We start from the raw sequence: 26,691 nt of genomic DNA on the forward strand, positions 1-26,691 counted from the left end.
AGTTCTCCAGCAGTCGTCCAGGCGGCTAAAAAGCGAGCGAATGGTCAGAGAGTGCCGCTCTGCGGCGCGACTTACAAGCAGACGACGAAGGGCCACGCAACCCCGCGCCCGCCAGCTAACCTCAACAACAGGCCCCACAACGGCTTGCCGCCGGCCCCGCCGGACACTCACCAGAACCTGCCACGAGCGGGTGCGCCATGAGGTCATCATGAAAATCCGAGAACTTGCCCAGCATTGGGAAGAAACCGCCAAGGGTCGCCTGACCGACACCGGCTACACCATCCGCCTGGACGTGGAGGCCGCCGCGCGGCTGGCCGCCATCGCCGAAATGTACCCCAAGCGGCATCCCGAGGAACTGCTCGGCGAACTGATCGGCGCCGCCCTCGAAGAGTTCGAGGCGAGCCTGCCGTACGTGAAGGGCTCGACGGTGGTCGCCACCGACGAGGAAGGCGATCCGCTGTACGAGGACGTCGGCCCGACGCCGCGTTTCCTCGCCTTGTCGCGCCGGCATCTGCAGGATCTGTCCGCCGCCGGCAAGCCGAAGCACTGATCCCGCACAGCTCATCCTGTGGGAGCAACGGTCTTGACCTGGGCCTGCGGTCTCAGGCCTGACGCTATCGCCAGCAGGCTGGCTCCCACAGGGAAATGTGTGCCCCCCCCCGAAAACTGTGGGAGCGGGCTTGCCCGCGAAAGCGCCCTTTCTGGCTCCTTCAGTCGTGGCTGACACAGCGCATGGCAAGCAAGCCCGCTCTCGCTTTTCGGACGGCAATCGGCCCGCCCATACCGCCAGACACCGCCAAAGTTCCCGCTTTAGAGCCCTGCCCGTTCGGTCAAATTTTTTTTGGCGATGGGCCATCTTTTCTGAACTTTTAAAAAATGCGCCCGGTCGGAACAGGTAACCACGCCTGGGACGAGCGTTTCAGAACGCGCTCCGACACGACGCATGCGACTCCTCGTCCAGGATGGATTCAGCGTTATCCAAGGAGTTGAACAATGGAGTTGAAGACCATGAAGACCCAAACCTCGTCCACCCCTCTGCGCAGCCTGAAACTGGTCGCCCTGGCCCTGGGCGCCGGCGTCGTGCTGGCCGGTTGCGCCGGCAACCCGCCGACCGAGCAGTACGCCGTCACCCAATCGGCGGTCAACAGCGCGGTCAGCGCCGGCGGCACCGAATTCGCCGCCGTGGAAATGAAGCAGGCCCAGGACAAGCTCAAGCAGGCTGAAATCGCCATGCACGACAAGAAATACGATCAGGCCCGCACCCTGGCCGAACAGGCCGAGTGGGACGCCCGGGTCGCCGAGCGCAAGGCCCAGGCGATGAAGGCCGAGCAGGCCGTGAAGGACTCCCAGAAGGGCGTTCAGGAACTGCGTCAGGAAAGTCAGCGCACCGTGCAGTAAGCGCGCATCCCGACCGCAAGGCTGAATCTCTTATCGACAGAAGGACGAACGAACATGCGTAATCAACTGATGATCCCTGCTCTGCTGGCCGCAAGCGTTGCCCTGGCGGCGTGCTCCACCCCGCCGAACCCGAACCTGGAACAGGCGCGCACCAACTACGCAGGCCTGCAGGCCAACCCGCAGGCCAGCAAGGTCGCCGCCCTGGAGACCAAAGAGGCCAGCGACTACCTGGACAAGGCCGACAAGGCCTACCTGGACAAGCAAGACGCGGCCAAGGTCGACCAACTGGCCTACCTCACCAACCAGCGCGTGGAAGTGGCCAAGCAGACCATCGCCCTGCGCACCGCCGAAGCCAACCTGAAGAACGCCGCGGCCCAGCGCGCCCAGGCCCGCCTGGACGCCCGCGACCAGCAGATCAAACAGCTTCAGGACAGCCTCAACGCCAAACAGACCGATCGCGGCACCCTGGTGACCTTCGGCGACGTGCTGTTCGCCACCAACAAGGCCGAGCTCAAGTCCAGCGGCCTGATGAACATCAACAAGCTGGCGCAGTTCCTCCAGGAGAACCCCGACCGCAAGGTGATCGTCGAGGGCTACACCGACAGCACCGGCACTGCGGGCTACAACCAGTCGCTGTCCGAACGCCGGGCGACCTCGGTGCAGGTGGCGCTGATCAAGATGGGCGTCGATCCGTCGCGCATCGTGACCCAGGGCTACGGCAAGGAATACCCGGTGGCGGACAACGGCAGCGTCTCGGGCCGGGCGATGAACCGTCGGGTGGAAGTGACCATCTCCAACGACAACCAGCCGGTGCTGCCGCGTTCGGCGGTGAGCGCGAACTAAGCGTCGCACGCTGATGCGAAAAGCCCCGCCTGAGCGATCAGGCGGGGCTTTTCGTTTCCCGGTTTCCTCGCCACAAGAGGCTGTGAGACCGTTATTGCTGCAGTTGCTGCGGAGTTTCCTGGCCCATGCAGCGCACCGCTTTCTTCTTGTTGTTGACCAGCACACCGGTCAGACCTTTCTGTTCGGTGTCGAACAGCACCAGCACGCCGTCGATGCATTGCGCCACTTGCGGCGCCGGTTCCAGCGACACCCGGTAATCCTCGCCGGGGATGGTCTTGAGCATGGTGAAGTCGTTGAGCAGCAGCGCATCCTCGGGTTTGGCGAAGTGCAGGTAGCCGTAGTACCACAGGGCACCGACGGTGCCGAGGATGCTGCAGATACCGGTGATGATCAGCGGGATGGCGTTACGTTCTTCACTCATTGCGGACTCTCTGGGGGTTCGTCTTCGGTTTTCGGGGACGGCGGATAGTTGGGGATCTCGCCGAGGCGGCGCAGGCCGTTGAAGTGTTCGGGGTCGTCCAGGTAACGCAGCATCACCTGCCGCCACACCGGGTCGCCGAAGGTCTGCACGTGGCCGCCGCGGGTCAGCTGCAGCACACGGGGCGGCGGCGCAGCTTGATACAGACGGATGCCGTTGGAAAGGGGCACGAGGGGATCGTCGATGCTGTGGTAGATCAGCTTCGGCACGCCGTCGAGCTTCTCCATCGAACGGATGGCGCTGTCGCCGTCCGGCACCAGCCACGACAGCGGCACCTGGAACGGCCAGGTCATCCACGAGGTGCTCAGCGCATACTGGCCGACGCTGCGGTAGCTGGCGGGCACGCCGTCGAGCACCAGGGCCTTGAGCTGCTTTTGGCGTTCCGGATGCCGCACGAGCCAGTGCACCGCCATCGCGCCGCCCAGGCTCTGGCCCAGCACGACCAGCGGCTTGCCCTTGACCTCGGGCGCGCGGTCCAGCCAGGCGAAGGCGGCGTCGATGTCCTGGTAGATCGCCGGCAGCGACGGCTCGCCTTCGGACAGGCCATAGCCGCGGTAGTCCACCAGCAGCACCTGATAGCCGTTCTTCGGCAGCCACCAACTGCCGCCCAGGTGCATCGGCAGGTTGCCGCCGTTGCCGTGCAGGTGCAGCACCGTGCCCTTGACCTCGACCCCGGCCTTGGCCGGCAGCCACCAGGCGTGCAGGCGCAGGCCGTCGGCGGTGGTCAGGGTCACGTCGCGGTAGTCGAGCCCGGCCTTCTGCGGGGTGAACAACTGGCCGCGCTCGGGGTAGAACAGCAGCGAACTGCACCCGCCGAGGGTCAGGAGCAGGCAGACGATGCCGAGGATTCTCATCCGGTGAAACCTCGCGAAGGAAATTGGCGAACGATTCAGAGAAGAACAAATAACCCTGTGGGAGCTGGCTTGCCAGCGATGGCGGTGGGTCAGCCAACATCAATAATGACTGACAGAATGCAATCGCTGCGGTGCGGCGATCCGACAAGCCAGCTCCCACAGGTATTGTGTTTGCCCTATAGGATGTTGGAGTAGTCCGCCTCGATCCGGTCCAGGCTCAAATGGTTGAGGAAGTTGGAGAAGCACATCCACGCCGACAGCGCGTTCAGGTCACGGAACTGCTCCGGCAGGTACTTGGGCGGCACCACCAGGCCTTCGTCCACCAGTTGGCGCAGGGTGCGCATGTCCTCCAGCGTGGTCTTGCCGCAGAACAGCAGCGGGATCTGCTCGAGCTTGCCCTTGCGCACGGCCAACTGAATGTAGTTGTAAACCATGATGAAGCCCTTGAGGTAGGACAAGTCTTTGGTGAATGGCAGACCGGTCGGCACCGAACCCCGGAAGACCCGGCTCGCGTTGCCGTAGCTTTCCGCCATCTCGAAGCCCTGCTCGCGGAAGAACTCGAAGACCTGCAGAAAGTCCGCGCCCTCCTCCACCATGTGGATGGCGCGGGTGCGGTTGGTGAGCTTGCGCAGGCGGCTGGGGTAGGAGGCGAAGGTGATGATTTCCATCAGGATCGCCAGGCCTTCCTGGGTCACCGTCGACGAAGGCGGGCCCTTGGCCAGGAAGGTGCAGATCGGCTGGTTCAGGCCGTTGAGCGTGGTGCCGACGTGCACCAGGCCTTCATGCACTTCCAGGGCCCGGACGTCGCGGCCGTTGAACATCGCGTCGGTGCGGATCTTGATGTAGTCGGCCCCCGCCGCCGCGTCGGCGACGATGCCGTCGGACTCGAACACCCGGATGGTTTCCTCGGCTTCGCCGAACACTTTGTTCAGGCGCGTCTGCAGCAGGTGCACGGCGTCCTTGGCGGTGAGGGTCTTGGGCTCGTCCTTCAGGTCGCCGCGGCCGTCGATGTTGTTCAGGTAGTCGGACATCATCAGGCCGAGGTCGGCCAGGGTCGGATCGCCGGCATGGAACGCATCGGACGCGGCGCCGTACAGTTCCTGGGAAATCAGGCCGAAGTCCTCGGTGCCGCGCGCTTCGAGCATGCGCACCACCATGCGGTACTCCTTGCACATGCGGCGCATGATCTGCCCCACCGGGCTGAATTGGCCGAGCTGGCGGGTGATGTCGCGCTCGATGTTCTGGAACTCGAGCTTGACCTTGCTCGAATCGAAGGTCAGCGGCCGGTTGAGGTAGTAGTCCCGGTCCACTGCCGGCAGTTCCTTGCCCTTGGCCTTGAGGAAACCCTTGCGCACGTTCTCGTCCCACTTGACCGCGTCGAGGACGCGGATCGGTGTCTGCGCCAGCACAATGCGATCGGACAGCGTGCGTATCGTCTGCTGGTAATCGTCCACCCGAAACTCCTGTAAAAAACGTCTGTGGGAGCGGGCTTGCCCGCGAACGCGTCGCTGCATTCAACATCGCTGCTGCCTGTCGCACCGTCATCGCGGGCAGGCTCGCTCCTACAAGGGGATTGCGTCACACCGACGCCAGCACCAGATGCATGTACCGCGTCAGGATGCCGAGCATGTCCTCTTCGGCCAATGGCTCGACACCGTTGAGCAGGCCCTGATATTCCATCCGTCCGATAATCGCCGTCAACACTTTGGCATCCTGCTGCGGTTCCCGGGAACCCAGCACCTGGAACAGCTGGCAGGTGCCCTGCAGCAGGATCTGCTGGTGGGAACGCACCAGTTCCGCCAGGCGCGGGTTGAGCAGCGCCTCCTGGCGGAACGCCTGCTCGGCCATCAGGTGTTCGCGGCGGTTGACCAGTTGCCGGTGCACATAGTCGGCCATCAGCCGGGCGATGTCGTCGGCCAGTTGCGAGCGCGACTCGGGGCTGCCGTCGCCGCTGACCACCATCTCGCGCAGCAGGCCTTCGTTGTTGATCCACAGCTTGGCCATGTAGGCCGCGCTGCGCTCGACGTATTGGGCGAAGGTATCGGTGAGCAGGTCATCGATGTCCTTGAAGTAATAAGTGGTGGCCGACAGCGGCACGCCGGCCTCGGCCGCCACCGCACGGTGGCGCACGGCACGCACGCCGTCGCGCACGACGATGCGCATCGCCGCGTCGAGAATGTCCTGCCGGCGCTGCTCGCTGCCCTGTCGGCTGGCCTTGCGACCCTGGTACTGAACACTTTCAGCGACCGCAACGGCGATTCCCGCTGCACCCTCTTGAGCCATTGCACCGATCACGGCAGGTATTCCTCTGTTGTTCTTTTCAAAAGTAACCATTTGATACGTTTGTACCAGACAGGCAATAAAAAACCGCCTGTTCGAGGCGGTTTTTTAAGTGAAACGTTTACGCTTGCGGCCGCATGTGCGGGAACAGGATCACGTCGCGGATCGACGGCGAGTTGGTCAGCAGCATCACCAGGCGGTCGATGCCGATGCCTTCACCGGCCGTCGGCGGCATGCCGTACTCCAGCGCGCGGACGAAGTCGGCGTCGTAGTGCATGGCCTCGTCGTCGCCGGCGTCCTTGTCGGCCACCTGGGCCATGAAGCGCTCGGCCTGGTCTTCCGCGTCGTTGAGCTCGGAGTAGGCGTTGGCGATCTCACGGCCGCCGATGAACAGCTCGAAGCGGTCGGTGACGTTCGGGTTCTCGTCGTTGCGGCGCGCCAGCGGCGACACTTCGAACGGGTACTGGGTGATGAAGTGCGGCTGCTCCAGCTTGTGCTCGACCAGCTCTTCGAAAATCATCACCTGCAGCTTGCCCAGGCCTTCGAAGCCCAGCACCTTGGCGCCGGCCTTCTTGGCGATGTCACGGGCCTTGTCGATGTCGTTCAGGTCATCGGCGGTCAGCTCGGGGTTGTACTTGAGGATCGAGTCGAACACCGACAGGCGGGCGAACGGCTCGCCGAAGTGGAACACCTTGTCGCCGTACGGCACGTCGGTGCTGCCCAGAACCAGCTGCGCCAGCTCGCGGAACAGTTCTTCGGTCAGGTCCATGTTGTCTTCGTAGTCGGCGTAGGCCTGGTAGAACTCCAACATGGTGAATTCAGGGTTGTGACGGGTCGAGACGCCTTCGTTGCGGAAGTTGCGGTTGATCTCGAACACCTTCTCGAAACCGCCGACCACCAGGCGCTTGAGGTACAGCTCTGGCGCGATGCGCAGGAACATTTCCATGTCCAGCGCGTTGTGGTGGGTTTCGAACGGCTTGGCCGCGGCGCCGCCCGGGATGGTCTGCAGCATCGGCGTCTCGACTTCGAGGAAGTCGCGCTTCATCAGGAAGCTGCGGATGTGGGCGATGACCTGCGAACGCACGCGGAAGGTCTGGCGCACGTCTTCGTTGACGATCAGGTCGACGTAGCGCTGACGGTAGCGCTGCTCGGTGTCGGTCAGGCCGTGGTGCTTGTCCGGCAGCGGGCGCAGGGACTTGGTCAGCAGGCGCACATCGGTCATCTCGACGTACAGGTCGCCCTTGCCGGAACGGGCCAGGGTGCCTTCGGCGGCGATGATGTCGCCCATGTCCCAGGTCTTGACCGCCGCCAGGGTGTCTTCCGACAGGGTCTTGCGGTTGACGTAGACCTGGATGCGGCCGGTCATGTCCTGGATCACCATGAACGAGCCACGGTTGAGCATGATGCGACCGGCGACCTTGACCGGGATTGCAGCCTCTGCCAGCTCTTCCTTGGTCTTGTCCGCGTACTGTTTCTGCAAGGCATCGCAGTAGTTCTCGCGGCGGAAGTCGTTCGGGAAGGCGTTGCCCTTGGCGCGCTCGGCGGCAAGCTTTTCCTTGCGCAGGGCGATCAGGGAGTTCTCTTCCTGTTGCAGGGCTTGCGAATCGGGTTGTTGGTCGCTCATGTCTTCAAATTTTCCATCACAGGTTCGTTGCCCCCGGGCCTTGCGGACCGGGGATCGCCAGCAGGGCTGGCTTCCACAGGGATCGGACAGAAATCAGCCGAACCCTGTGTTACGTCTCTTACAGCCCGGACTTCAGGCTCGCTTCCAGGTATTCGTCGATGTCGCCGTCGAGCACTTTGTCGCAGTCGCTGCGTTCGATGTTGGTGCGCAGATCCTTGATCCGCGAAGCATCGAGCACGTACGAACGGATCTGGTGACCCCAGCCGATGTCGGACTTGCTGTCTTCCAGGGCCTGGGAAGCGGCGTTGCGCTTCTGCATTTCCTGCTCGTACAACTTGGCCCGCAGCATTTTCATGGCGGTGTCCTTGTTGGCGTGCTGGGAACGTTCGTTCTGGCAGCTGACCACGGTGTTGGTCGGCACGTGGGTGATCCGCACCGCCGAGTCGGTGGTGTTCACGTGCTGGCCGCCGGCGCCGGAGGAGCGGTAGGTGTCGATCCGCAGGTCGGCCGGGTTGATCTCGATCTCCACCTTGTCGTCGATCTCGGGCGAGACGAACACGGCCGAGAACGAGGTGTGGCGACGGTTGCCGGAGTCGAACGGGCTCTTGCGCACCAGACGGTGCACGCCGATCTCGGTGCGCAGCCAGCCGAAGGCGTATTCGCCCTTGATGTGCACGGTGGCGCCCTTGATCCCGGCGACTTCGCCGGCGGACAGTTCCATGATGGTCGCGTCGAAGCCGCGCTTGTCGGCCCAGCGCAGGTACATGCGCAGCAGGATGTTGGCCCAGTCCTGGGCCTCGGTGCCGCCGGAACCGGCCTGGATGTCCAGGTAGGCGTTGTTCATGTCCATTTCGCCGCTGAACATGCGGCGGAATTCCAGCTTGGCCAGGGAGTCTTCGAGGCGGGCCAGTTCAGTGACCACGTCACCTACGGCGCCTTCGTCGTTCTCTTCGACGGCCATGTCCAGCAGGTCGCGGCAATCGGCCAGGCCGCCGGACAGTCCGTCCAGGGTCTCGACGATCTGCGCCAGGGCGGCGCGCTCGCGGCCCAGCTCCTGGGCGTATTCGGGTTTGTTCCAGACGCTCGGATCTTCAAGCTCGCGGTTGACCTCGGTCAGACGCTCATGCTTTTGATCGTAGTCAAAGATACCCCCGAATGGTTTCGGAGCGCTCGGACAGGTCCTTGATAGTGTTCAGGATCGGGTTGATTTCCATGACAGGCAGCACTCGTTGGCGAACTTTTGAAAGCCGGCGAGTATAACGTAATCGGGCTGGCGCGGCAGCCCGTCCGGCGGCTGTAACCTCAATTCGCTTGACAGCGGCCTGCGCAGCCCGAAAGCGGTGTGCAGTCGCCAACGCAACGACCCATGCGCCGCCATCGCGAGCAGGCTCGGTCCCACAGTGTTGCGCAGTGACCGCAGACTCCGCTTCCGGCCGAAATGCCTGTGGGAGCCAGCCTGCTGGCGATGCGGGCTGGCGGGGGTTACTCGATCCCCACCTGGTTGCGCCCGTTGTTCTTGGCCTGGTAAAGGCCCCGGTCCGCCGCCGAGATCAGCAGGCGGCAGTCGCTGCCCGCCTCCGGCACCATCGTCGCCAGGCCGATGCTGATGGTCAGGCTCGACCCTTCGGTCGGTGCGATGTGCGGGATCTTCAGGGCCGCGACGGTCTGGCGCAGCTTCTCCGCCACCAGCCTCGCACCGCCCGGCGAGGTGTTGGGCAGCACCAGGGCGAACTCCTCGCCGCCGTAGCGCGCCGGCAGGTCCGACGGCCGCGCGCTGGCCTCGCGGATCGCCGTGGCCACCTTGCGCAGGGCTTCGTCGCCTTCGACGTGGCCGAAGGTGTCGTTGTAGGACTTGAAGTAATCGACGTCGATCATCAGCAGCGACAACTGGCTCTGGTCGCGCAGGCAGCGGCGCCATTCCAGTTCCAGGTACTCGTCGAAGTGCCGACGGTTGGACAGCCCGGTCAGGCCGTCGGAGTTCATCAGCCGCTGCAGCACCAGGTTGGTGTCGAGCAGTTGCTGCTGGCTGACCCGCAGGGCGCGGTAGGCCGCGTCGCGCTGCAGCAGGGTCATGTAGGAGCGCGAGTGGTAGCGGATGCGCGCCACCAGCTCGATGTTGTCCGGCAGCTTCACCAGATAGTCGTTGGCCCCGGCCGAGAACGCCGCGCTCTTGATCAGCGGGTCTTCCTTGGTCGACAGGACGATGATCGGGATGTCCTTGGTCGCCGGGTGGTTGCGGTATTCGCGCACCAGGCTCAGGCCGTCGAGGCCGGGCATCACCAGGTCCTGGAGGATCACCGTCGGCTTGATCCGCACCGCATGGGCCACCGCCTGGTGCGGGTCGGAGCAGAAGTGGAAGTCGATGTTCTCTTCGTTCGACAGCCCGCGGCGCACGGCTTCGCCGATCATCGCCTGATCGTCCACCAACAACACCATGGCGGCGTTCTCGTCGGTCTTGATGTCATCGATCTGTAAGTCATTCATGGGCGGTCACCTGAATACTGCGGGAGCCGGGATTGCTGAAACATGGATTCATTTGGGGAAAACCTCCAGCAACCGTGGCGCTATCTTTTCCAGCGGACGGATTTCCACGGCCGCGTCGATCGCCGCCGCGGCCTTGGGCATGCCGTACACCGCACTGCTTTGCTGATCCTGGGCGATGGTCAAATAACCCTGCTGACGCATGAGCTTAAGCCCTTGGGCCCCGTCGCGTCCCATTCCGGTCAATAAAACCCCGATGGCGTCACCGTTCCAGAAGTTGGCCACGCTCTCGAAGAACACGTCGATGGAGGGCCGGTAGATCTCGTTGACCGGCTCTGCGGTGTAGGCCAGCGTGCCGTTCTTGAGCAGGCGGATATGGTGATTGGTGCCCGCCAGCAGCACCGCGCCGGCCTGCGGCGGCTCGCCCTCACGGGCCAGGCGCACGTCCAGGCCGCTGGCACTCGCCAGCCATTCGGCCATGCCGGCGGCGAACACCTGGTCGACATGCTGCACCAGCACGATGGCGGCGGAAAAGTTGCGCGGCAGGCCCTTGAGCAGGACTTCCAGCGCCGCCGGCCCGCCGGCGGACGAGCCGATGGCCACCAGCCGCTTGCACGACGCAGAGCTGCGCTGGGGCGGCTGCGCCGGGCGGGAACGGGTGGTCCGCTCGCCGATCAGCCAGCCGATGTTGAGGATCTTGCGCAGCAGCGGCGCCGCCGCTTCCTGGGCGTTGCCGGCGCCCAGGGCCGGGGTGTCGACCACATCCAGCGCGCCGTGGCCCATGGCCTCGAACACCCTATGCACGTTCTGCTGCCGGTCGACCGTGACGATGACGATGGCGCACGGGGTTTCGGCCATGATCCGCCGGGTGGCCTCGACGCCGTCCATCACCGGCATGATCAGGTCCATCAGGATCAGGTCCGGGGTGTTCTCCGCGCACAGCCGCACCGCCTCGGCGCCGTTGCCGGCGACCCACACCACCTGGTGCGCCGGCTCGAACGCCAGCGCCCGGCGCAGTGCCTCCACCGCCAGGGGCATGTCGTTGACGATTGCGATCCTCATGCCCGCGCCCCTCCGATGAGTTCGACCACTGCATCGAGCAGGGCGTCGTCATGAAAACTGGCCTTGGCCAGATAATAGTCGGCCCCGGCGTCCAGCCCGCGGCGCCGGTCCTCTTCGCGGTCTTTGTAGGACACCACCATCACCGGCAACGACTGCAGGCGGTTGTCGCGCCGCAGCAGGGTGACCAGTTCGATGCCGTCCATGCGCGGCATGTCGATGTCGGTGATCAGCAGGTCGAAGTCTTCGGAGCGCAGGGCGTTCCAGCCGTCCATGCCGTCGACCGCCACCGCCACGTCGTAGCCGCGGTTGAGCAGCAGCTTGCGCTGCAGTTCGCGCACCGTCAGCGAGTCGTCGACCACCAGGATACGCTTGCGCGCCGCTTCCGCCGCCTGGCCGCCGTGGCGGGCGATGCGCTCCAGGCGCCCGGTGTTGAGCAGCTTGTCCACCGACCGCAGCATGTCCTCGACATCGACGATCAGCACCACCGAACCGTCGTCGAGCAATGCCCCGGACGAGATGTCCTGCACCTTGCCCAGACGTTCGTCCAGCGGCAGCACCACCAGCGTGCGCTCGCCGATGAAGCGCTCCACCGCCACGCCGTAGATGGTGTCGCGCTCGCGGATCACCACCACCTTGAGGGTGTCGCCGCTGTTCTGGCTGGCCGGACGCTGCAGCAACTGGCTGGCGGCGACCAGGCCGACATGACGGCCTTCGTGCCAGAAGTGCTGGCGGCCCTCGACCTGCACGATGTCTTCCGGCGCCAGGTCGCACATGCGCTCGATGTGCGCCAACGGAAAGGCGTAGGCCTCATCGCCGACCTCCACCACCAGGCTGCGCACCACCGACAGGGTCAGCGGCACCTCCAGATGGAAACGGCTGCCCTCGCCCGCCACCTGCTCCAGCACCACCGCGCCGCGCAACTGGCGCACCATGTGCTGCACCGCGTCGAGGCCGACGCCGCGGCCGGAGACCTCGGTGACGGTGTCCCGCAGACTGAACCCCGGCAGGAACAGGAACGTCAGCAGCTCTTCTTCGCTCAACTGGGCGGCGGTCTCGGCCGGCGACAGCTGACGCTCGACGATGCTGCGGCGCACCTTGTCCAGATCCACGCCGTTGCCGTCGTCGCTCAGCTCCAGCACCAGCAGCCCGGCCTGGTGAGAGGCGCGCAGACGGATCAGGCCCTCTTCCGGCTTGCCCGCCAACAGGCGCTGCGCCGGGGTCTCGATGCCGTGGTCGACGGCGTTGCGCAGCAGGTGGGTCAGCGGCGCTTCGAGCTTCTCCAGCACGTCGCGGTCGACCTGGGTCTTCTCGCCCTCGACCTCCAGCCGCACTTGCTTGCCGAGGCTGCGGCCCAGGTCCCGCACCATCCGCACCTGACCGGACAGCACGTCGGCGAACGGCCGCATGCGGCAGGCCAGCGCCGTGTCGTACAAGACCTGGGCGCGCTGGCTGGCCTGCCAGGCGAACTCGTCGAGCTCGGCGTTTTTCTCCGCCAGCAACTGCTGCGATTCGGCCAGCAGGCGCCGCGCATCTTCCAGCGCTTCCTGGGCCTCCAGGCTCAGCGCATGTTCCTTGAGGTGCACGTTGAGGCTTTCCAACGCCCGCAGGCCGTTGTTCTGCATGCGTTTGAGGCGCTGCATGGTGGCCAGGTGCGGTTTCAGCCGCTGGGTCTCCACCAGGGACTTGCTCGACAGGTCCAGCAGGCTGTTCAGGCGTTCGGCGGTGACCCGCAGCACCCGCTCGCCGCCTTCGGCCGTGCGCTTGCCCTTGCGCGGGGCCGGGATCGGGGCCGACTCGGGCTCCACCGGCTCGGGCTGGGGCTCCGGAACCGGTGCAGAGATCACCGGCGCCACGGGCGGCTCAAGCAGCAGTTCGGCCATGGGCGGCGGGGTTGAAACCACCGGCGCGCCCGCCGGGTCGATCAGGCGCCCCATCAACGCCACGTAGGCGTCGATGTCGGCGGGCTGCGGGGCGTTGGTCGGGTGGGCGATGCGCATCAGCAGGTCGGTGCCCTGCAACAGCGCGTCGATGTGTTCCGGGCGCAGGAACAGCCGCCCTTCCTGGGCGCTGACCAGGCAATCTTCCATCACATGGGCGACGCTGACGCCGCTGTCGATGCCGACGATCCGCGCCGCGCCCTTGAGCGAGTGGGCCGCGCGCATGCACGACTCCAGCTGGTCGGCCTGGGTCGGATTGCGCTCCAGTGCCAGCAGCCCGGCGCTGAGCACCTGGGTCTGGGCCTCGGCTTCTAGGCTGAACAGCTCCAGCAGGGAGGCGTCGCGCATTTGCTCGGGGGTCATGTGAGGCTCCGGGTCACGGCGGACAGCAGCTGTTCTTCATCCAGCCAACGCAGGCTGCGGCCCTTGAAGGGCAGCACGCCCCGGGTGTACTTGGCGCCGGCCTGGGCGCCGGAGCGGGAAGCGGCCTCGAGCAGGCGTTCGTCGATGGCATGGATGCCGTCCACTTCGTCCACCGGCACCACCACAGGTCCCCCTTGGGCGGCGATGATCAGCATGCGCGGCATGACCCGTGCGCCGGTGGCCGGGGCGGCGCCGGCCTCGAGGTCGAGCAGCTCCACCAGCGACAGGCACGCCACCAGCGCCCCGCGCACGTTGGCCACCCCGAGCAAGGCCCGGGAGCGCTGGTGCGGCAGGGAATGGATCGCCTGCAGCGGCGCCACCTCCACCAGGCTGCGGGTGGCCAGGCCCAGCCATTCTTCGCCGAGGCGGAACATCAGCAGCGAACGGGTCTTGAGTTCGGATTCGACGGTGGTCGCCACCGGGTCGCGTTCGTCCTGCTGCAGCGCATAGCGGTCGAGCAGGCGCGTGGCGGCGGCGGAATACACCGAGCAGTTGCGGCAATGGATGTGTTCGTCCAGCAGCGGGCAGGACTTGTCGCCATGGATGCCGATGCGGTTCCAGCAATCGTCGATGGCCCGGGCGTCTTCATGGGTGACGTTCAAGGTGTCGGACGGGATCATCGTTTACGCTCACTGTCGGCGGAGCCGGCGCTGCGGGCCGCGCGCTCCTGCAATCGTCTGGCGCCTGCGCCGTCGCCCTGGGCCTGCAACAAGGCGGCCAGGTGCATCAGGGCTTCAGGGTGCTGCGGTTCGAGGTACAGCGCCTTGCGGTAATGGCCCTGGGCTTCGAGGGCGTTGCCGGCGACGTCGCTGAGCAGGCCGAGCCAGTAGAACACCTGGGCCACCGGCTCGTGGGTGCGCAGGTAGCGCTCGCACGCGGCGCGGGCCTCGGCGCTCTTGCCTTCGTTGGCCAGGCCGGCGATGTCCGCCAGCAAGGCCGACGCATCGGAAGGCACACCCTTGCCGGCCACCGGCAACGGCGTCACCGGGGCGAACGGCCGCGGGCGCGCCGGCGCGGCAGGGGCGCTGCGGATCGGCTGGCGCACCGGCAAAGGCACAGGCAACGGGTGCGCGAACGTGGCCGGCAAGGGTTCGGGCTGCGGATCGTCCTGACGGCTGAAGGCGAACGACTGCGGGATGCCGATCGAACGCATGCCCAACCGGCCCAGCAGGCTGCCCTCGGCCGGGCCGATGAACAGCACGCCGTCGACGTGGGTCAGGCGCTTGAGCACTTCGAACACCAGCCGCTGGGTCGGTTGGTCGAAGTAGATCAGCAGGTTGCGGCAGAACACGAAATCGAACGGCGGCTCGCCGGCCAGCAACGTCGGGTCGAGCACGTTGCCCGTCTGCCAGCGCACCTGTTCGCGCACCAGGTCATTGACCCGGTAACCCTCATGCTCCGGGCAGAAATGGCGGTCGCGGAACGCCAGGTCCTGGCCGCGGAAGGAGTTCTTGCCGTACAGCGCCCGCCGGGCCTTTTCCACCGACATCGGGCTGACGTCCATGCCGTCGACCTTGAACTGATGGGGCTTGAGCCCCGCGTCGAGCAAGGCCATGGCGATCGAATAGGGTTCCTCCCCCGTCGAACAGGGCAGGCTGAGGATGCGCAGCGCACGCATGCCGTTGAGGTCGGCCAGGCGCTTGCGCGCCAGCTTGCCCAAGGTGGCGAAGGATTCCGGGTAACGGAAGAACCACGTCTCGGGCACGATCACCGCTTCGATCAGCGCCTGCTGCTCGTCCCGCGAACCTTGCAGGGTCTGCCAGTACTCCTCGGCGGTTGCCGACTGCGACAGGGTGATGCGCTGGCGCACGGCCCGCTCGATGATGGCCGGCCCCACCGACGCCACGTCCAGGCCGATGCGTTCCTTGAGGAAGCCGAAGAACCGTTGGTCGCCGCTCATGGGGCCTCCTCGAGCCGCGCCGGATCCAGCGGCGGCGTCGGAAACAGCAGCCCACGGACGCTGTCGTCCAGCAGGTCGGCCACCCGCACCCATTGCACCAAACCCTGGGCATCCTCACGCACCGGGCCCAGGTAGGGCGCCTGGCGGTTGTCGAGGCCGTATGGCTGGAACTCGTCCGCGTTGCAGCGCAGGGTGTCGGTGGCCTGCTCCAGGATCAGCCCGAGCTTGCGCGCCGGCTGATTTTCGTCAGGGCGGTAATGCACCAGCACCAGCCGTGTGCTGGTGCGGGCCTCGGCGCTGCGACCGAACGTGAGGGCGCTGAGGTCGATCACCGGCACCACCACGCCGCGGTAGGCGAACACCCCGGCCACCCACTGCGGCGCCCGGGCGATCGGCTTCAGCGGCAGGCGCGGCAGCACCTCCGCCACTTCGGTGGCGCGCAAGGCGTAGCGTTCCTCGCCGATGCGGAACAGCAGGAACAGCGCCTGCCTCGCCGCCGGCGCGACGCTGCGTTTGGCGGTGACTTCGCTCATCAGACTTTGAATCGCGAGACGCCGCCGCGCAGGCCTACGGCCACCTGGCTCAGTTCGTCGATGGCGAAACTGGCCTGGCGCAACGACTCGACGGTCTGGCTGCTGGCGTCGCCCAGCTGCACCAGCGCGTGGTTGATCTGTTCGGCGCCGGTGGCCTGGGCCTGCATGCCTTCGTTGACCATCAGCACCCGCGGCGCCAGCGCCTGCACCTGATGGATGATCTGCGATAGCTGCTCGCCGACCTGCTGCACCTCGGCCATGCCCCGGCGCACTTCCTCAGAGAACTTGTCCATGCCCATCACCCCGGCGGACACCGCCGACTGGATCTCGCGCACCATCTGTTCGATGTCGTAGGTGGCGACGGCGGTCTGGTCGGCCAGGCGCCGCACTTCGGTGGCGACCACCGAGAAGCCGCGGCCGTATTCGCCGGCCTTCTCGGCCTCGATGGCCGCGTTGAGGGACAGCAGGTTGGTCTGGTCGGCGACCTTGACGATGGTCACCACCACCTGGTTGATGTTGCCGGCCTTCTCGTTGAGGATCGCAAGCTTGGCGTTGACCAGGTCCGCGGCGCCCATCACCGAATGCATGGTGTCTTCCATGCGCGCCAGGCCCTGCTGGCCGGAGCCGGCCAGCACCGACGCCTGATCGGCGGCGGTGGAGACCTCGGTCATGGTGCGCACCAGGTCGCGCGAGGTGGCGGCGATCTCCCGCGAGGTCGCGCCGATCTCGGTGGTGGTGGCGGCGGTTTCGGTGGCGGTGGCCTGCTGCTGCTTGGAGGTGGCCGCGATCTCGGTCACCGAAGTGGTGACCTGCACCGACGAGCGCTGGGCCTGGGACACCAGCGCGGTGAGCTCGGTCATCATGTCGTTGAAGCCGGTCTCCACCGCGCCGAACTCGTCCTTGCGGTCCAGGTTCAGGCGGGTGCTCAGATCGCCTGTGCGCATGACCTCGAGGATGTCCACGATGCGGCTCATCGGCGCCATGATCGCGCGCATCAGCAACAGGCCGCACAGGCCGGCGGCCAGCACCGCCACCAGCAGCGACACGAACATGCTGACCTTGGCCGCCGCCACCGCGTCGTCGATGTTGTTCATGGCCTGGTCGGCGACTTTCTTGTTCTCGCCGATGATGTCGTTGAGCTTCATGCGCCCGCCGACCCATGCCGGGGTCAGCTTCTCGTTGAACAGCTTGACCGCCTCGGCCTCGAGGTTGCGCTTGTGCAGATCCAGCACGGCGTCCTGGATCTTCATGTAGTTGTCGTGGTCCTTCTCGAAGGCGGTGAACTCGATCCGGTCTTCGTCGGTGGTCACGGTGTTGCGGTAGTTGGTCATCTGCTCCTGCAGGCGGGCTTCGAACGTCTTGTAGTCCGCCGCGTCTTCGGCGCTGACGCCTTCGCCTTCCTTGAGGCCCAGCAGTTCCTGGGTCTGCAGGTAACTGTCGACCCAGGCGCCGCGGATCATCGAGCTGTAGTAGACGCCGGGAATCGCGTCGTCGCGCACGCTGTTTTCGCTGGCCTCGATCTTCAGCAGGCGCGAGTACGAGACGACCACCATGAGCAGCATGATGGCGATAATCACCGCAAAGCTCGCCAAAATGCGTTGGCGCAACGTCCAGTTCTTCACAGTGATTCCTCGTGCCTAGGTCGAAATGCGGGGGAGTATAGCTGAGGGCGGTGTTTCATTTATAAGACGCTTTGCCACGCTCAGGCCTGCCGACGCTGAATCGGTACAGGCATTGGGACGGACTTTCCGGCAAGCGGGGGCAGGCGCACCAGTGGCGGAGTGGCAAAAAGGGGCGATGGATCGGCCATCGCCCCTAGGTTCGCGGTGGCCGGCCCGAAATTCCTACAGCGGGATCTGGCGAACCTGCCTCTCCAGTTCCAGCTTCAACCCCGGCTCCAGCCCCAACTGCCGTGCGAGTTCGTCCAGGTACGCCTTCTCCATGAAGTTCTCCTCGTCCACCATCATCACGCTGGCGATGTACATCTCCGCCGCCATCTCCGGCGTGCCGGCGGCGCGGGCGATGTCGGCGGGGTCGAGGGGTTTGTTGAGTTCGGCGTGCAGCCAGTGGCGCAGGGCCTGGTCGTTGTCGAGCTTGGCGAATTCGCCTTCGATCAACTGACGCTCGCGCTCATCGACATGGCCGTCGGCCTTGGCGGCGGCGACCAGGGCCTTGAGGATGGCCTGGCTGTGTTGCTCGGCCTGGGCCGGCGGCAGGCGGTCGAGGGTCTGCGGTTCGGTTTCCGGCGCCCGGCCCTGCTGGGCATTCCAGTTGCCGTAGGCCTTGTAGGCAATCACGCCGAGCGCGGCGAGGCCGCCGTAGAGCGCGACCTTGCCGCCGACCTTGCGCGCCTTCTTGCTCCCCAGCAAAAGGCCCATGGCGCCGGCGGCCAGTGCCCCGCCGCCCGCGCCGGACAGCAGGCCGCCGAGTCCGCCGGCCGCCGCTTTGCCCTGCCCTGCGCCGGCCTTGTCCTGCAGCAGCGCCTGACCGGACTTGAGCAGTTGATCGAGCAATCCACGGGTGTTCATGTTCCGCCTCCAAAACAGGGACTTTCCAGATCGGTGAGGCCTTGAGCCTAGTTCGAAAGTGCCCGGCACCGGCCCCCGAGTGTGCTTCCGGATGTTGCGTGCCGGGCAGTCTCCCTTCGCGAAAACCGATATACACTCGGAACCATCGATAAAAACAGCCCACCGGGTACGCCGCCATGATGACCCTGCGTCAGATCCGCCATTTCATCGCCGTGGCCGAGACCGGCTCGATCTCCGCCGCCGCCCAGACCGCGTTCATTTCCCAGTCGACCCTGACCCTGGCCATCCAGCAACTGGAGGAAGAGATCGGCGTCAGCCTGTTCAACCGCCACGCCAAGGGCATGACCCTGACCCACCAGGGCCACCAGTTCCTGCGTCAGGCGCACCTGATCCTGGCCACCGTGGACAACGCCAAGCGCAGCCTGCAGCAGAGCACCGACCAGGTTGCCGGGCAACTGACCGTCGGCGTGACCAGCCTGGTGGCCGGCTACTACCTGGCGGATCTGCTCACCCGCTTCCAGCGCGCCTACCCCAATGTCGAGATCCGGGTGATGGAGGACGAGCGGCCGTACATCGAGCATTTGCTGGTCAGCGGCGAAATCGACGTGGGCGTGCTGATCCTGTCCAACCTGGAAGACCGCCACGCCTTGCAGACCGAGGTGCTGACCCACTCACCCCACCGTCTCTGGCTGCCGGCCCAGCACCCGTTGCTGGAACACGACAGCATCAACCTGGCCGACGTGGCCGGCGAACCGCTGATCCAGCTGAACGTCGACGAGATGGACCGCAGCGCCCAGCGCCTGTGGCGCGGCGCCGGGCTGCAGCCCAAGGTCACCCTCAGGACCGCCTCGACCGAGGCGGTGCGCAGCCTGGTGGCGGCGGGGCTCGGCGTGTCGATCCAGCCCGACATGACCTACCGCCCGTGGTCGCTGGAGGGCGACATCATCGAAGCCCGCCCCATCGCCGACCTCAGCCAGACCCTCGACGTCGGCCTGGCCTGGCGCCGCGGCACCGCCCGGCCGGCGCTGGTCGACCCGTTCCTCACCGTGGCCCGCGAGCAGCCCCACGGCGGGCGCAAGCCATCTATTTAATCGAATGCCACCTTCAGTATTTAGAATTTGTCGACCCCGGAGCCGCGCACTAGTCTTGCTTCATCCATAAGACGTTCGGCTCCCGGTCACAGGGAGTGCCATGAACCCACAAGAAAAGAGATCACGGAAAATGGCTGGCGCGCAGACCCCAATGTGTACCGCGTTGCTGATCGACGGCGAACTGGTCGCAGGCCAGGGTTTCGTCGAACAGATCCTCAACCCGGCCACCGGCGAAGTCCTGACCCAGATCGCCGAGGCCAGCACCGAGCAGGTCGAGGCCGCCATCCTCGCCGCCCACCGTGCCTTCGGGGAATGGTCGCGCACCACCCCGCAGCAACGCTCCGGCCTGCTGCTGGCCATCGCCGACGCCGTCGAAAGGCACGCCGACCACCTCGCCCGCCTCGAAGCCCTGAACTGTGGCAAGCCGCTGCACCTGGCCCGCCAGGACGACTTGAGCGCCACCGTCGATGTGTTCCGTTTTTTCGCCGGCGCCGTGCGCTGCCAGACCGGCCAGCTCAGCGGCGAGTACATGCCCGGCTACACCAGCATGGTGCGCCGCGACCCGCTCGGCGTGGTGGCATCGATTGCGCCGTGGAACTACCCGATCATGATGGCCGCGTGGAAGATCGCCCCGGCCCTGGCCGCCGGCAACACGCTGGTGTTCAAGCCGTCGGAGCACACGCCGCTGTCGATCCTGGCGCTGGCGCCGGCCTTGGCCGAGATCCTGCCGCGCGGGGTGATCAACATCATCTGCGGCGGCGGCGAAGGGGTCGGCAGCCATCTGGTCGGCCACCCGAAAGTGCGCATGGTGTCGCTGACCGGCGACATCGTCACCGGGCAGAAAATCCTTCAGGCCGCCGCCAAGACCCTCAAACGCACGCACCTTGAACTGGGCGGCAAGGCCCCGGTGATCGTCTGCGACGACGCCGACCTCAAGGCCGTGGTCGAAGGCGTGCGCACCTACGGCTACTACAACGCCGGCCAGGACTGCACCGCCGCCTGCCGGATCTACGCCCAGGCCGGCATCCACGACAAGCTGGTGGCCGAACTCGGCGCCGCCGTCGGCAACCTGCGCTTCGCCGGCAAGCGCGACGCCGACAACGAGATCGGCCCGCTGATCAGCACCCGCCAGCGCGACCGGGTGGCCAGCTTCGTCGAACGCGCCCTCGGCCAGCCGCACATCGAGCGGGTGACCGGCGCGGCGGTGCATTCCGGGCCCGGCTTCTTCTATCAGCCGACCTTGCTGGCCGGCTGCCGGCAGAGCGACGAGATCGTCCAGCGCGAAGTGTTCGGCCCGGTGGTGACCGTGACCCGCTTCGACGAATTGGCGCAGGCGGTGGACTGGGCCAACGACTCCGAATACGGCCTGGCCTCGTCGGTGTGGACGCAGAACCTGGACAAGGCCATGCAGGTCGCCGCCCGGCTGCAATACGGCTGCACCTGGATCAACAGCCATTTCATGCTGGTCAGCGAAATGCCCCACGGCGGCCTGAAACGCTCCGGCTACGGCAAAGACTTATCCAGCGACTCGCTGCAGGACTACAGCGTGGTGCGGCACATCATGGCCCGTCACGGACAGCATCTCTGACTACGCTAATAACAAGCCGATCACGGCATGCGTCACCGCGTTCACCACTGCCCCGACCATAATTTGAAGAAGAGGGTTCACCATGTTCGTGCACAAGACCGCACTGCTCAGTGCAATCACCACGGCCCTGCTGGCCAGTGCCGGCGTCCAGGCCGCCGAGCCGCTGAAGGCCGTCGGCGCCGGCGAAGGCCAGCTCGACATCGTCGCCTGGCCGGGCTACATCGAGCGCGGCGAAAGCGACAAGGCCTACGACTGGGTGACCGGCTTCGAGAAGGAAACCGGCTGCAAGGTCAACGTGAAGACCGCCGCCACCTCCGACGAGATGGTCAGCCTGATGGCCAAGGGCGGCTACGACCTGGTGACCGCGTCCGGCGACGCCTCCCTGCGGCTGATCGTCGGCAAGCGTGTGCAGCCGATCAACACCGCGCTGATCCCGAACTGGAAGAACCTCGACCCGCGCCTCAAGGATGCGCCCTGGTACGTGGTCGGCCAGCAGACCTACGGCACCCCGTACCAGTGGGGCCCGAACGTGCTGATGTACAACACCAACGTGTTCAAGACCGCACCGACCAGCTGGAACGTGGTGTTCGCCGAACAGAACCTGCCCGACGGCAAACCGAACAAGGGCCGCGTGCAGGCCTACGACGGCCCGATCTACATCGCCGACGCGGCGCTGTACCTCAAGACCGCCAAGCCTGAGCTGGGCATCAAGGATCCGTACCAGCTCACCGAAGAGCAGTACAAGGCCGTGCTTGAACTGCTGCGCGCCCAGCAGAAGCTGATCCACCGCTACTGGCACGACGCGACCGTGCAGATGAGCGACTTCAAGAACGAAGGCGTGGCGGCGTCCAGTTCCTGGCCGTACCAGGTCAACGGGCTGACGACCGACAAGCAGCCGATCGCCTCGACCATCCCGAAAGAAGGCGCCACCGGGTGGGCCGACACCACCATGCTGCACAGCGAGGCCAAGCACCCCAACTGCGCCTACAAGTGGATGGACTGGTCGCTGCAGCCGAAGGTCCAGGGCGACGTGGCCGCCTGGTTCGGCTCGTTGCCGGCGGTGCCGGCGGCGTGCAAGGAAAGCGAACTGCTCGGCGCCGAAGGCTGCAAGACCAACGGCTTCGACCAGTTCGACAAGATCGCCTTCTGGAAGACCCCGCAGGCCGAGGGCGGCAAGTTCGTGCCGTACAGCCGCTGGACCCAGGACTACATCGCGATCATGGGCGGCCGCTGAGCCCCGTCGCCGGCAGGCTCGCGCCTACACCCAGCCGCATCCCCCTGTAGGGGGCGGGCCTGCCCGCGATGCCCTTCAAGATTCAGACTCTTCAGAAGTCCAGGCAGGGCCGCTGCGACGGCCCTCGCCTTCCCGGAGTACCGCACCATGACGCTTGCAGTCCAGTTCACCAACGTTTCCCGCACCTTCGGCGACGTGAAGGCCGTTGACCGGGTCTCCATCGATATCCAGGACGGCGAGTTCTTTTCCATGCTCGGCCCTTCAGGCTCGGGCAAGACCACCTGCCTGCGCCTGATCGCCGGGTTCGAGCAGCCGAGCGCCGGCTCGATCCGCATCCACGGCGCCGAAGCCGCCGGGCTGCCGCCGTACCAACGCGACGTCAACACCGTGTTCCAGGATTACGCGCTGTTTCCGCACATGAACGTGCGGGACAACGTCGCCTACGGCCTGAAGGTCAAGGGCGTGAGCAAGGCCGAACGCCACCAGCGCGCCGAAGAGGCCCTGGAGATGGTCGCCCTCGGCGGCTACGGCGAGCGCAAGCCGGTGCAGTTGTCCGGCGGCCAGCGCCAGCGCGTCGCCCTCGCCCGCGCCCTGGTCAACCGCCCCCGGGTGCTGCTGCTCGACGAGCCCTTGGGCGCCCTCGACCTCAAGCTGCGCGAGCAGATGCAGAGCGAGCTGAAAAAGCTGCAGCGCCAGCTCGGCATCACCTTCATCTTCGTCACCCACGACCAGACCGAAGCGCTGTCGATGTCCGACCGCGTGGCGGTGTTCAACAAGGGCCGGATCGAACAGGTCGACACACCACGCAACCTGTACATGAAACCGACCACCACCTTCGTCGCCGAATTCGTCGGCACCTCCAACGTGATCCGCGGCGACCTGGCCCGCCAGCTCAGCGGCCATCCGCAGCCGTTCTCGATCCGCCCGGAGCACGTGCGCTTCGCCGAAGGGCCGCTGGCCGGCCACGAGATCGAAGTCAGCGGCCTGCTCCACGACATCCAGTACCAGGGCAGCGCCACCCGTTATGAGCTGAAACTGGACAACGGCCAGACCCTGAGCGTCAGCCAGGCCAACAGCCAGTGGACCGACACGGGCGCGCAGCACCGCACCGGCCAGCGCATCAGCGCACGGTGGGCGCGGGAAGCGATGATCCCGCTGCACGACACCGTCGCGGGCGGGGTGTGAGATGAACACCATGGTTCTCCCCCAGACGGCGCCGTTGCGCAGGGTATCCAACCTGCTGTACCGCAAGCCCAACCTGTACCTGTCGCTGCTGCTGGTGCCCCCGCTGCTGTGGTTCGGCGCGATCTACCTCGGCTCGCTGCTGGTGCTGCTGTGGCAGGGTTTCTACACCTTCGACGACTTCACCATGGCGGTCACCCCCGACCTGACCCTGGCCAACTTCGCGGCGCTGTTCCAGCCGTCGAACTTCGACATCATCCTGCGCACCCTGAGCATGGCGATCGCCGTGTCGGTGGCCAGTGCGGTCGTGGCGTTCCCGATCGCCTACTACATGGCGCGCTATACCACCGGCAAGACCAAGGCGTTCTTCTACATCGCGGTGATGATGCCGATGTGGGCCAGCTACATCGTCAAGGCCTACGCCTGGACGCTGCTGCTGGCCAAGGGCGGCGTGGCGCAATGGTTCGTCCAGCACTTGGGGCTGGAACCGCTGCTGCAGGTGATCCTCGGCATTCCCGGCGTGGGCGGCAGCACGCTGTCCACCTCTCACCTGGGCCGCTTCATGGTGTTCGTCTACATCTGGCTGCCGTTCATGATCCTGCCGATCCAGGCCTCGCTGGAACGCCTGCCGCCGTCGCTGCTGCAAGCCTCCGCCGACCTCGGCGCCAAGCCGCGCCAGACCTTCATGCAGGTGATCCTGCCGCTGTCGGTGCCGGGCATCGCGGCCGGCTCGATCTTCACGTTTTCCCTGACCCTGGGCGACTTCATCGTGCCGCAGCTGGTGGGCCCGCCGGGCTACTTCGTCGGCAGCATGGTCTACGCCCAGCAAGGCGCCATCGGCAACATGCCCATGGCCGCGGCGTTCACCCTGGTGCCGATCGTGCTGATCGCAGTCTACCTGTCCATCGTCAAACGCCTGGGGGCCTTCGATGCACTCTGAAAAAGCGTCCCTGGGCTTGCGCGCAGCCGCCTGGGGCGGGTTGGCGTTCCTGCACTTCCCGATCCTGATCATCTTTCTCTACGCCTTCAACACCGAAGACGCGGCGTTCAGCTTTCCGCCCAAGGGCTTCACCCTGCACTGGTTCAGCGTGGCCTTCGGGCGGCCCGACGTGCTGGAGGCGATCAAGCTGTCGCTGCAGATCGCGGCCATCGCCACGCTGATCGCGCTGGTGCTCGGCACCCTGGCGTCGGCGGCACTGTACCGCCGGGACTTCTTCGGCAAGCAGGGCATTTCGCTGATGCTGATCCTGCCGATCGCGCTGCCGGGGATCATCACCGGGATCGCGCTGCTGGCGACCTTCAAGACGCTGGGGATCGAGCCTGGGATGTTCACCATCGTCACCGGCCACGCGACCTTCTGCGTGGTGATCGTCTACAACAACGTCATCGCCCGCCTGCGCCGCACGTCCCACAGCCTGATCGAGGCGTCGATGGACCTGGGCGCCGACGGCTGGCAGACCTTCCGCTACATCATCCTGCCCAACCTGGGCTCGGCCCTGCTCGCCGGCGGCATGCTGGCGTTCGCCCTGTCGTTCGACGAAATCATCGTCACCACCTTCACCGCAGGCCACGAACGCACCCTGCCGCTGTGGCTGCTCAACCAGCTCAGCCGCCCGCGGGACGTGCCGGTGACCAACGTCGTGGCGATGCTGGTGATGCTGGTGACCATGCTGCCGATCCTGGGGGCCTACTACCTGACCCGGGGCGGTGAGAGCGTGGCGGGCAGCGGCGGCAAATGAGCACGTGACAGACACATCCCTTCCACAAGGAATCCTTCGGATTCAGCAGAACGACAAAGGTGCTAGAGAGGACATGACCATGCAAACGCAACTCCTGATCAACGGCCAACTCGTCACCGGTGAAGGCCCGGCGCAACCGGTGCTCAACCCCGCCCTCGGCGAGGTGCTGGCGGAGATCAACGAAGCCACCGAGGCCCAGGTCGATGCCGCCGTGCGCGCCGCCGACGCCGCCTTCGCCGCGTGGTCGCAGACCACCCCGAAAGACCGTTCGCTGCTGCTGCTCAAATTGGCCGACGCCATCGAAGCCCACGGCGAGGAACTGGCGAAACTGGAATCGGACAACTGCGGCAAGCCCTACAGCGCCGCCCTCAACGACGAGATCCCGGCGATCGCCGACGTGTTCCGCTTCTTCGCCGGCGCCAGCCGTTGCCTGAGCGGCTCGGCCGGCGGCGAATACCTGCCCGGCCACACCTCGATGATCCGCCGCGACCCGGTGGGCGTGATCGCCTCCATCGCGCCGTGGAACTACCCGCTGATGATGGTCGCCTGGAAGATCGCCCCGGCCCTCGCCGCCGGCAACACCGTGGTGCTCAAGCCGTCGGAGCAGACCCCGCTGACCGCGCTGCGCCTGGCCCAGCTGGCGTCGGACATCTTCCCGGCCGGCGTGCTCAACCTGGTGTTCGGCCGCGGCCCGAGCGTCGGCCAGCCGCTGGTCACCCACCCGAAAGTGCGCATGGTGTCGCTGACCGGCTCCATCGCCACCGGCGCCCACATCATCAGCGACACCGCCGAGAGCGTTAAACGCATGCACATGGAGCTGGGCGGCAAGGCCCCGGTGATCATCTTCGACGACGCCGACATCGACGCCGCCGTCGAGGGCATCCGCACCTTCGGCTTCTACAACGCCGGCCAGGACTGCACCGCCGCATGCCGCATCTACGCGCAGCAAGGCATCTACGACAAGTTCGTCGAGAAGCTCGGCGCCGCGGTCAGCACTATCAAGCATGGCTTGCAGAGCGATCCGGCCACCGAGCTGGGCCCGCTGATCACCGCCCAGCACCGCGACCGCGTGGCCGGGTTCGTCGAGCGCGCGGTGGCTCAGCCGCACATCCGGCTGGTCACCGGCGGCAAGAAGGTCGAGGGCAACGGCTTCTTCTTCGAGCCGACCGTGCTGGCCGACGTGCAGCAGGACGACGAAATCGTGCGCCGCGAAGTGTTCGGGCCGGTGGTGTCGGTGACTAAGTTCACCGACGAGGCCCAGGCGCTGGAGTGGGCCAACGATTCGGACTACGGCCTGGCGTCCTCGGTGTGGACGGCGGACGTCGGCCGCGCCCATCGCCTGTCGGCGCGACTGCAGTACGGCTGCACCTGGGTCAACACCCACTTCATGCTCGTCAGCGAAATGCCCCATGGCGGTCAGAAACTGTCCGGGTACGGCAAGGACATGTCCATGTACGGGCTGGAGGACTACACCACCGTGCGGCATGTGATGTTCAAGCACTGACACGCCGGTCGA

Annotated in this window: 23 protein-coding genes and 1 pseudogene; 10 read left to right on the top strand and 14 right to left on the bottom strand. The window is 66.0% G+C overall.

Translation table 11 applies throughout. The features are described from left to right. Positions 1-208: 208 nt before the first annotated feature. The 3 genes from CAG29_RS10985 (at position 209) to CAG29_RS10995 (ending at position 2,241) form a co-directional block, all read left to right on the top strand. The gene (locus CAG29_RS10985) at positions 209-550 is read left to right on the top strand and encodes a pilin assembly protein (RefSeq protein ID WP_085581317.1); all 342 of its coding nucleotides are present in this window, start codon (positions 209-211) and stop codon (positions 548-550) included. Between the two features lie 443 nt (positions 551-993). Continuing rightward, positions 994-1,398: a DUF4398 domain-containing protein gene (locus CAG29_RS10990; protein ID WP_085581314.1), complete on the top strand. Its 405-nt coding sequence runs from the start codon at positions 994-996 to the stop codon at positions 1,396-1,398. Positions 1,399-1,452: 54 nt separating this feature from the next. Continuing rightward, positions 1,453-2,241: an OmpA family protein gene (locus CAG29_RS10995; protein WP_085581312.1), complete on the top strand. Its 789-nt coding sequence runs from the start codon at positions 1,453-1,455 to the stop codon at positions 2,239-2,241. 91 nt (positions 2,242-2,332) lie between these two features. Here the strand turns inward: CAG29_RS10995 and CAG29_RS11000 are convergent, their stop codons facing one another. The 14 genes and pseudogenes from CAG29_RS11000 to CAG29_RS11065 all read right to left on the bottom strand — a co-directional run bounded on the left by CAG29_RS11000 (position 2,333) and on the right by CAG29_RS11065 (position 18,341). Further along, positions 2,333-2,662, bottom strand: coding sequence for a hypothetical protein (locus CAG29_RS11000; RefSeq protein ID WP_085632037.1), 330 nt, complete (start codon positions 2,660-2,662; stop codon positions 2,333-2,335). Further along, complete coding sequence (locus CAG29_RS11005) at positions 2,659-3,573, bottom strand: alpha/beta hydrolase (protein WP_085694423.1); 915 nt, start codon at positions 3,571-3,573, stop codon at positions 2,659-2,661. Before CAG29_RS11005 ends, CAG29_RS11000 begins: the two co-directional genes overlap by 4 nt. A gap of 176 nt (positions 3,574-3,749) precedes the next feature. After that, positions 3,750-5,027 (bottom strand): flavohemoglobin expression-modulating QEGLA motif protein, encoded by a 1,278-nt coding sequence (locus CAG29_RS11010; protein WP_085581306.1) that lies wholly within the window; start codon positions 5,025-5,027, stop codon positions 3,750-3,752. A gap of 124 nt (positions 5,028-5,151) precedes the next feature. Then, the gene (locus CAG29_RS11015) at positions 5,152-5,856 is read right to left on the bottom strand and encodes a TetR/AcrR family transcriptional regulator (RefSeq protein ID WP_085581304.1); all 705 of its coding nucleotides are present in this window, start codon (positions 5,854-5,856) and stop codon (positions 5,152-5,154) included. A 118-nt stretch (positions 5,857-5,974) separates the two neighbouring features. After that, positions 5,975-7,477 (bottom strand): lysine--tRNA ligase, encoded by a 1,503-nt coding sequence (gene lysS, locus CAG29_RS11020; RefSeq protein ID WP_085581302.1) that lies wholly within the window; start codon positions 7,475-7,477, stop codon positions 5,975-5,977. A 118-nt stretch (positions 7,478-7,595) separates the two neighbouring features. Continuing rightward, positions 7,596-8,691 (bottom strand): peptide chain release factor 2 gene (prfB, locus tag CAG29_RS11025; RefSeq protein ID WP_139831342.1). Its coding sequence is split into 2 segments (ribosomal slippage): positions 7,596-8,618 and positions 8,620-8,691, totalling 1,095 coding nucleotides; the frame shifts between segments, so codons are not numbered across the junction. A gap of 240 nt (positions 8,692-8,931) precedes the next feature. Next, positions 8,932-9,961, bottom strand: a pseudogene (locus CAG29_RS11030) (diguanylate cyclase domain-containing protein); the annotation flags it as partial. Between the two features lie 48 nt (positions 9,962-10,009). Next, a complete protein-coding gene (locus CAG29_RS11035; protein ID WP_085581298.1) occupies positions 10,010-11,020 on the bottom strand; it encodes a chemotaxis response regulator protein-glutamate methylesterase in 1,011 nt (336 codons plus the stop codon). Continuing rightward, a complete protein-coding gene (locus CAG29_RS11040; protein WP_085581296.1) occupies positions 11,017-13,320 on the bottom strand; it encodes a hybrid sensor histidine kinase/response regulator in 2,304 nt (767 codons plus the stop codon). The genes CAG29_RS11035 and CAG29_RS11040 overlap by 4 nt, the downstream gene beginning before the upstream one ends. Then, positions 13,317-14,000: a chemotaxis protein CheW gene (locus CAG29_RS11045; protein ID WP_085581294.1), complete on the bottom strand. Its 684-nt coding sequence runs from the start codon at positions 13,998-14,000 to the stop codon at positions 13,317-13,319. The genes CAG29_RS11040 and CAG29_RS11045 overlap by 4 nt, the downstream gene beginning before the upstream one ends. Next, positions 13,997-15,280 (bottom strand): CheR family methyltransferase, encoded by a 1,284-nt coding sequence (locus CAG29_RS11050; protein WP_085637428.1) that lies wholly within the window; start codon positions 15,278-15,280, stop codon positions 13,997-13,999. The genes CAG29_RS11045 and CAG29_RS11050 overlap by 4 nt, the downstream gene beginning before the upstream one ends. Next, on the bottom strand, positions 15,277-15,813 hold the full coding sequence (locus CAG29_RS11055) for a chemotaxis protein CheW (protein WP_085581290.1): 537 nt from the start codon (positions 15,811-15,813) through the stop codon (positions 15,277-15,279). The genes CAG29_RS11050 and CAG29_RS11055 overlap by 4 nt, the downstream gene beginning before the upstream one ends. Beyond that, positions 15,813-17,435, bottom strand: coding sequence for a methyl-accepting chemotaxis protein (locus CAG29_RS11060; RefSeq protein ID WP_085581288.1), 1,623 nt, complete (start codon positions 17,433-17,435; stop codon positions 15,813-15,815). The genes CAG29_RS11055 and CAG29_RS11060 overlap by 1 nt, the downstream gene beginning before the upstream one ends. 222 nt (positions 17,436-17,657) lie before the next feature. Further along, entirely contained in the window at positions 17,658-18,341 is a 684-nt protein-coding gene (locus CAG29_RS11065; RefSeq protein ID WP_085633973.1) for a tellurite resistance TerB family protein, read from the bottom strand. 176 nt (positions 18,342-18,517) lie between these two features. Between CAG29_RS11065 and CAG29_RS11070 the strand changes: the two genes are divergently transcribed. The 7 genes from CAG29_RS11070 to CAG29_RS11100 all read left to right on the top strand — a co-directional run bounded on the left by CAG29_RS11070 (position 18,518) and on the right by CAG29_RS11100 (position 26,679). Beyond that, positions 18,518-19,432, top strand: coding sequence for a LysR family transcriptional regulator (locus CAG29_RS11070; RefSeq protein ID WP_085581284.1), 915 nt, complete (start codon positions 18,518-18,520; stop codon positions 19,430-19,432). Positions 19,433-19,532: 100 nt separating this feature from the next. Then, positions 19,533-21,020 (top strand): gamma-aminobutyraldehyde dehydrogenase, encoded by a 1,488-nt coding sequence (locus CAG29_RS11075; RefSeq protein WP_085694426.1) that lies wholly within the window; start codon positions 19,533-19,535, stop codon positions 21,018-21,020. A gap of 82 nt (positions 21,021-21,102) precedes the next feature. After that, on the top strand, positions 21,103-22,254 hold the full coding sequence (gene ydcS / locus CAG29_RS11080) for a putative ABC transporter substrate-binding protein YdcS (RefSeq protein ID WP_085581280.1): 1,152 nt from the start codon (positions 21,103-21,105) through the stop codon (positions 22,252-22,254). A gap of 147 nt (positions 22,255-22,401) precedes the next feature. Continuing rightward, the gene (locus CAG29_RS11085; protein ID WP_085581278.1) at positions 22,402-23,439 is read left to right on the top strand and encodes an ABC transporter ATP-binding protein; all 1,038 of its coding nucleotides are present in this window, start codon (positions 22,402-22,404) and stop codon (positions 23,437-23,439) included. Between the two features lies 1 nt (position 23,440). Then, a complete protein-coding gene (locus tag CAG29_RS11090) occupies positions 23,441-24,376 on the top strand; it encodes an ABC transporter permease (protein WP_085581277.1) in 936 nt (311 codons plus the stop codon). Further along, positions 24,366-25,175, top strand: a complete 810-nt coding sequence (locus CAG29_RS11095) for an ABC transporter permease (protein ID WP_085581276.1) — start codon at positions 24,366-24,368, stop codon at positions 25,173-25,175. The genes CAG29_RS11090 and CAG29_RS11095 overlap by 11 nt, the downstream gene beginning before the upstream one ends. Before the next feature lie 79 nt (positions 25,176-25,254). Further along, positions 25,255-26,679, top strand: a complete 1,425-nt coding sequence (locus CAG29_RS11100) for a gamma-aminobutyraldehyde dehydrogenase (RefSeq protein WP_085633986.1) — start codon at positions 25,255-25,257, stop codon at positions 26,677-26,679. The last annotated feature ends 12 nt before the right edge of the window (positions 26,680-26,691 follow it).

Origin of the sequence: Pseudomonas sp. B7(2017), assembly GCF_002112745.1 — a bacterium.
In the GTDB taxonomy this organism is placed as follows: domain Bacteria; phylum Pseudomonadota; class Gammaproteobacteria; order Pseudomonadales; family Pseudomonadaceae; genus Aquipseudomonas; species Aquipseudomonas ekonensis.

What these genes read in the sequence shown, in the direction of transcription:
- CAG29_RS10985 (WP_085581317.1), top strand. Translation starts at nt 209, where the DNA reads ATGAAAATCCGAGAACTTGCCCAGCATTGGGAAGAAACCGCCAAGGGT.
- CAG29_RS10990 (WP_085581314.1), top strand. Translation starts at nt 994, where the DNA reads ATGGAGTTGAAGACCATGAAGACCCAAACCTCGTCCACCCCTCTGCGC.
- CAG29_RS10995 (WP_085581312.1), top strand. Translation starts at nt 1,453, where the DNA reads ATGCGTAATCAACTGATGATCCCTGCTCTGCTGGCCGCAAGCGTTGCC.
- CAG29_RS11000 (WP_085632037.1), bottom strand. Translation starts at nt 2,662, where the DNA reads ATGAGTGAAGAACGTAACGCCATCCCGCTGATCATCACCGGTATCTGC.
- CAG29_RS11005 (WP_085694423.1), bottom strand. Translation starts at nt 3,573, where the DNA reads ATGAGAATCCTCGGCATCGTCTGCCTGCTCCTGACCCTCGGCGGGTGC.
- CAG29_RS11015 (WP_085581304.1), bottom strand. Translation starts at nt 5,856, where the DNA reads ATGGCTCAAGAGGGTGCAGCGGGAATCGCCGTTGCGGTCGCTGAAAGT.
- lysS (WP_085581302.1), bottom strand. Translation starts at nt 7,477, where the DNA reads ATGAGCGACCAACAACCCGATTCGCAAGCCCTGCAACAGGAAGAGAAC.
- CAG29_RS11035 (WP_085581298.1), bottom strand. Translation starts at nt 11,020, where the DNA reads ATGAGGATCGCAATCGTCAACGACATGCCCCTGGCGGTGGAGGCACTG.
- CAG29_RS11040 (WP_085581296.1), bottom strand. Translation starts at nt 13,320, where the DNA reads ATGACCCCCGAGCAAATGCGCGACGCCTCCCTGCTGGAGCTGTTCAGC.
- CAG29_RS11045 (WP_085581294.1), bottom strand. Translation starts at nt 14,000, where the DNA reads ATGATCCCGTCCGACACCTTGAACGTCACCCATGAAGACGCCCGGGCC.
- CAG29_RS11050 (WP_085637428.1), bottom strand. Translation starts at nt 15,280, where the DNA reads ATGAGCGGCGACCAACGGTTCTTCGGCTTCCTCAAGGAACGCATCGGC.
- CAG29_RS11055 (WP_085581290.1), bottom strand. Translation starts at nt 15,813, where the DNA reads ATGAGCGAAGTCACCGCCAAACGCAGCGTCGCGCCGGCGGCGAGGCAG.
- CAG29_RS11065 (WP_085633973.1), bottom strand. Translation starts at nt 18,341, where the DNA reads ATGAACACCCGTGGATTGCTCGATCAACTGCTCAAGTCCGGTCAGGCG.
- CAG29_RS11070 (WP_085581284.1), top strand. Translation starts at nt 18,518, where the DNA reads ATGATGACCCTGCGTCAGATCCGCCATTTCATCGCCGTGGCCGAGACC.
- CAG29_RS11075 (WP_085694426.1), top strand. Translation starts at nt 19,533, where the DNA reads ATGAACCCACAAGAAAAGAGATCACGGAAAATGGCTGGCGCGCAGACC.
- ydcS (WP_085581280.1), top strand. Translation starts at nt 21,103, where the DNA reads ATGTTCGTGCACAAGACCGCACTGCTCAGTGCAATCACCACGGCCCTG.
- CAG29_RS11085 (WP_085581278.1), top strand. Translation starts at nt 22,402, where the DNA reads ATGACGCTTGCAGTCCAGTTCACCAACGTTTCCCGCACCTTCGGCGAC.
- CAG29_RS11090 (WP_085581277.1), top strand. Translation starts at nt 23,441, where the DNA reads ATGAACACCATGGTTCTCCCCCAGACGGCGCCGTTGCGCAGGGTATCC.
- CAG29_RS11095 (WP_085581276.1), top strand. Translation starts at nt 24,366, where the DNA reads ATGCACTCTGAAAAAGCGTCCCTGGGCTTGCGCGCAGCCGCCTGGGGC.
- CAG29_RS11100 (WP_085633986.1), top strand. Translation starts at nt 25,255, where the DNA reads ATGCAAACGCAACTCCTGATCAACGGCCAACTCGTCACCGGTGAAGGC.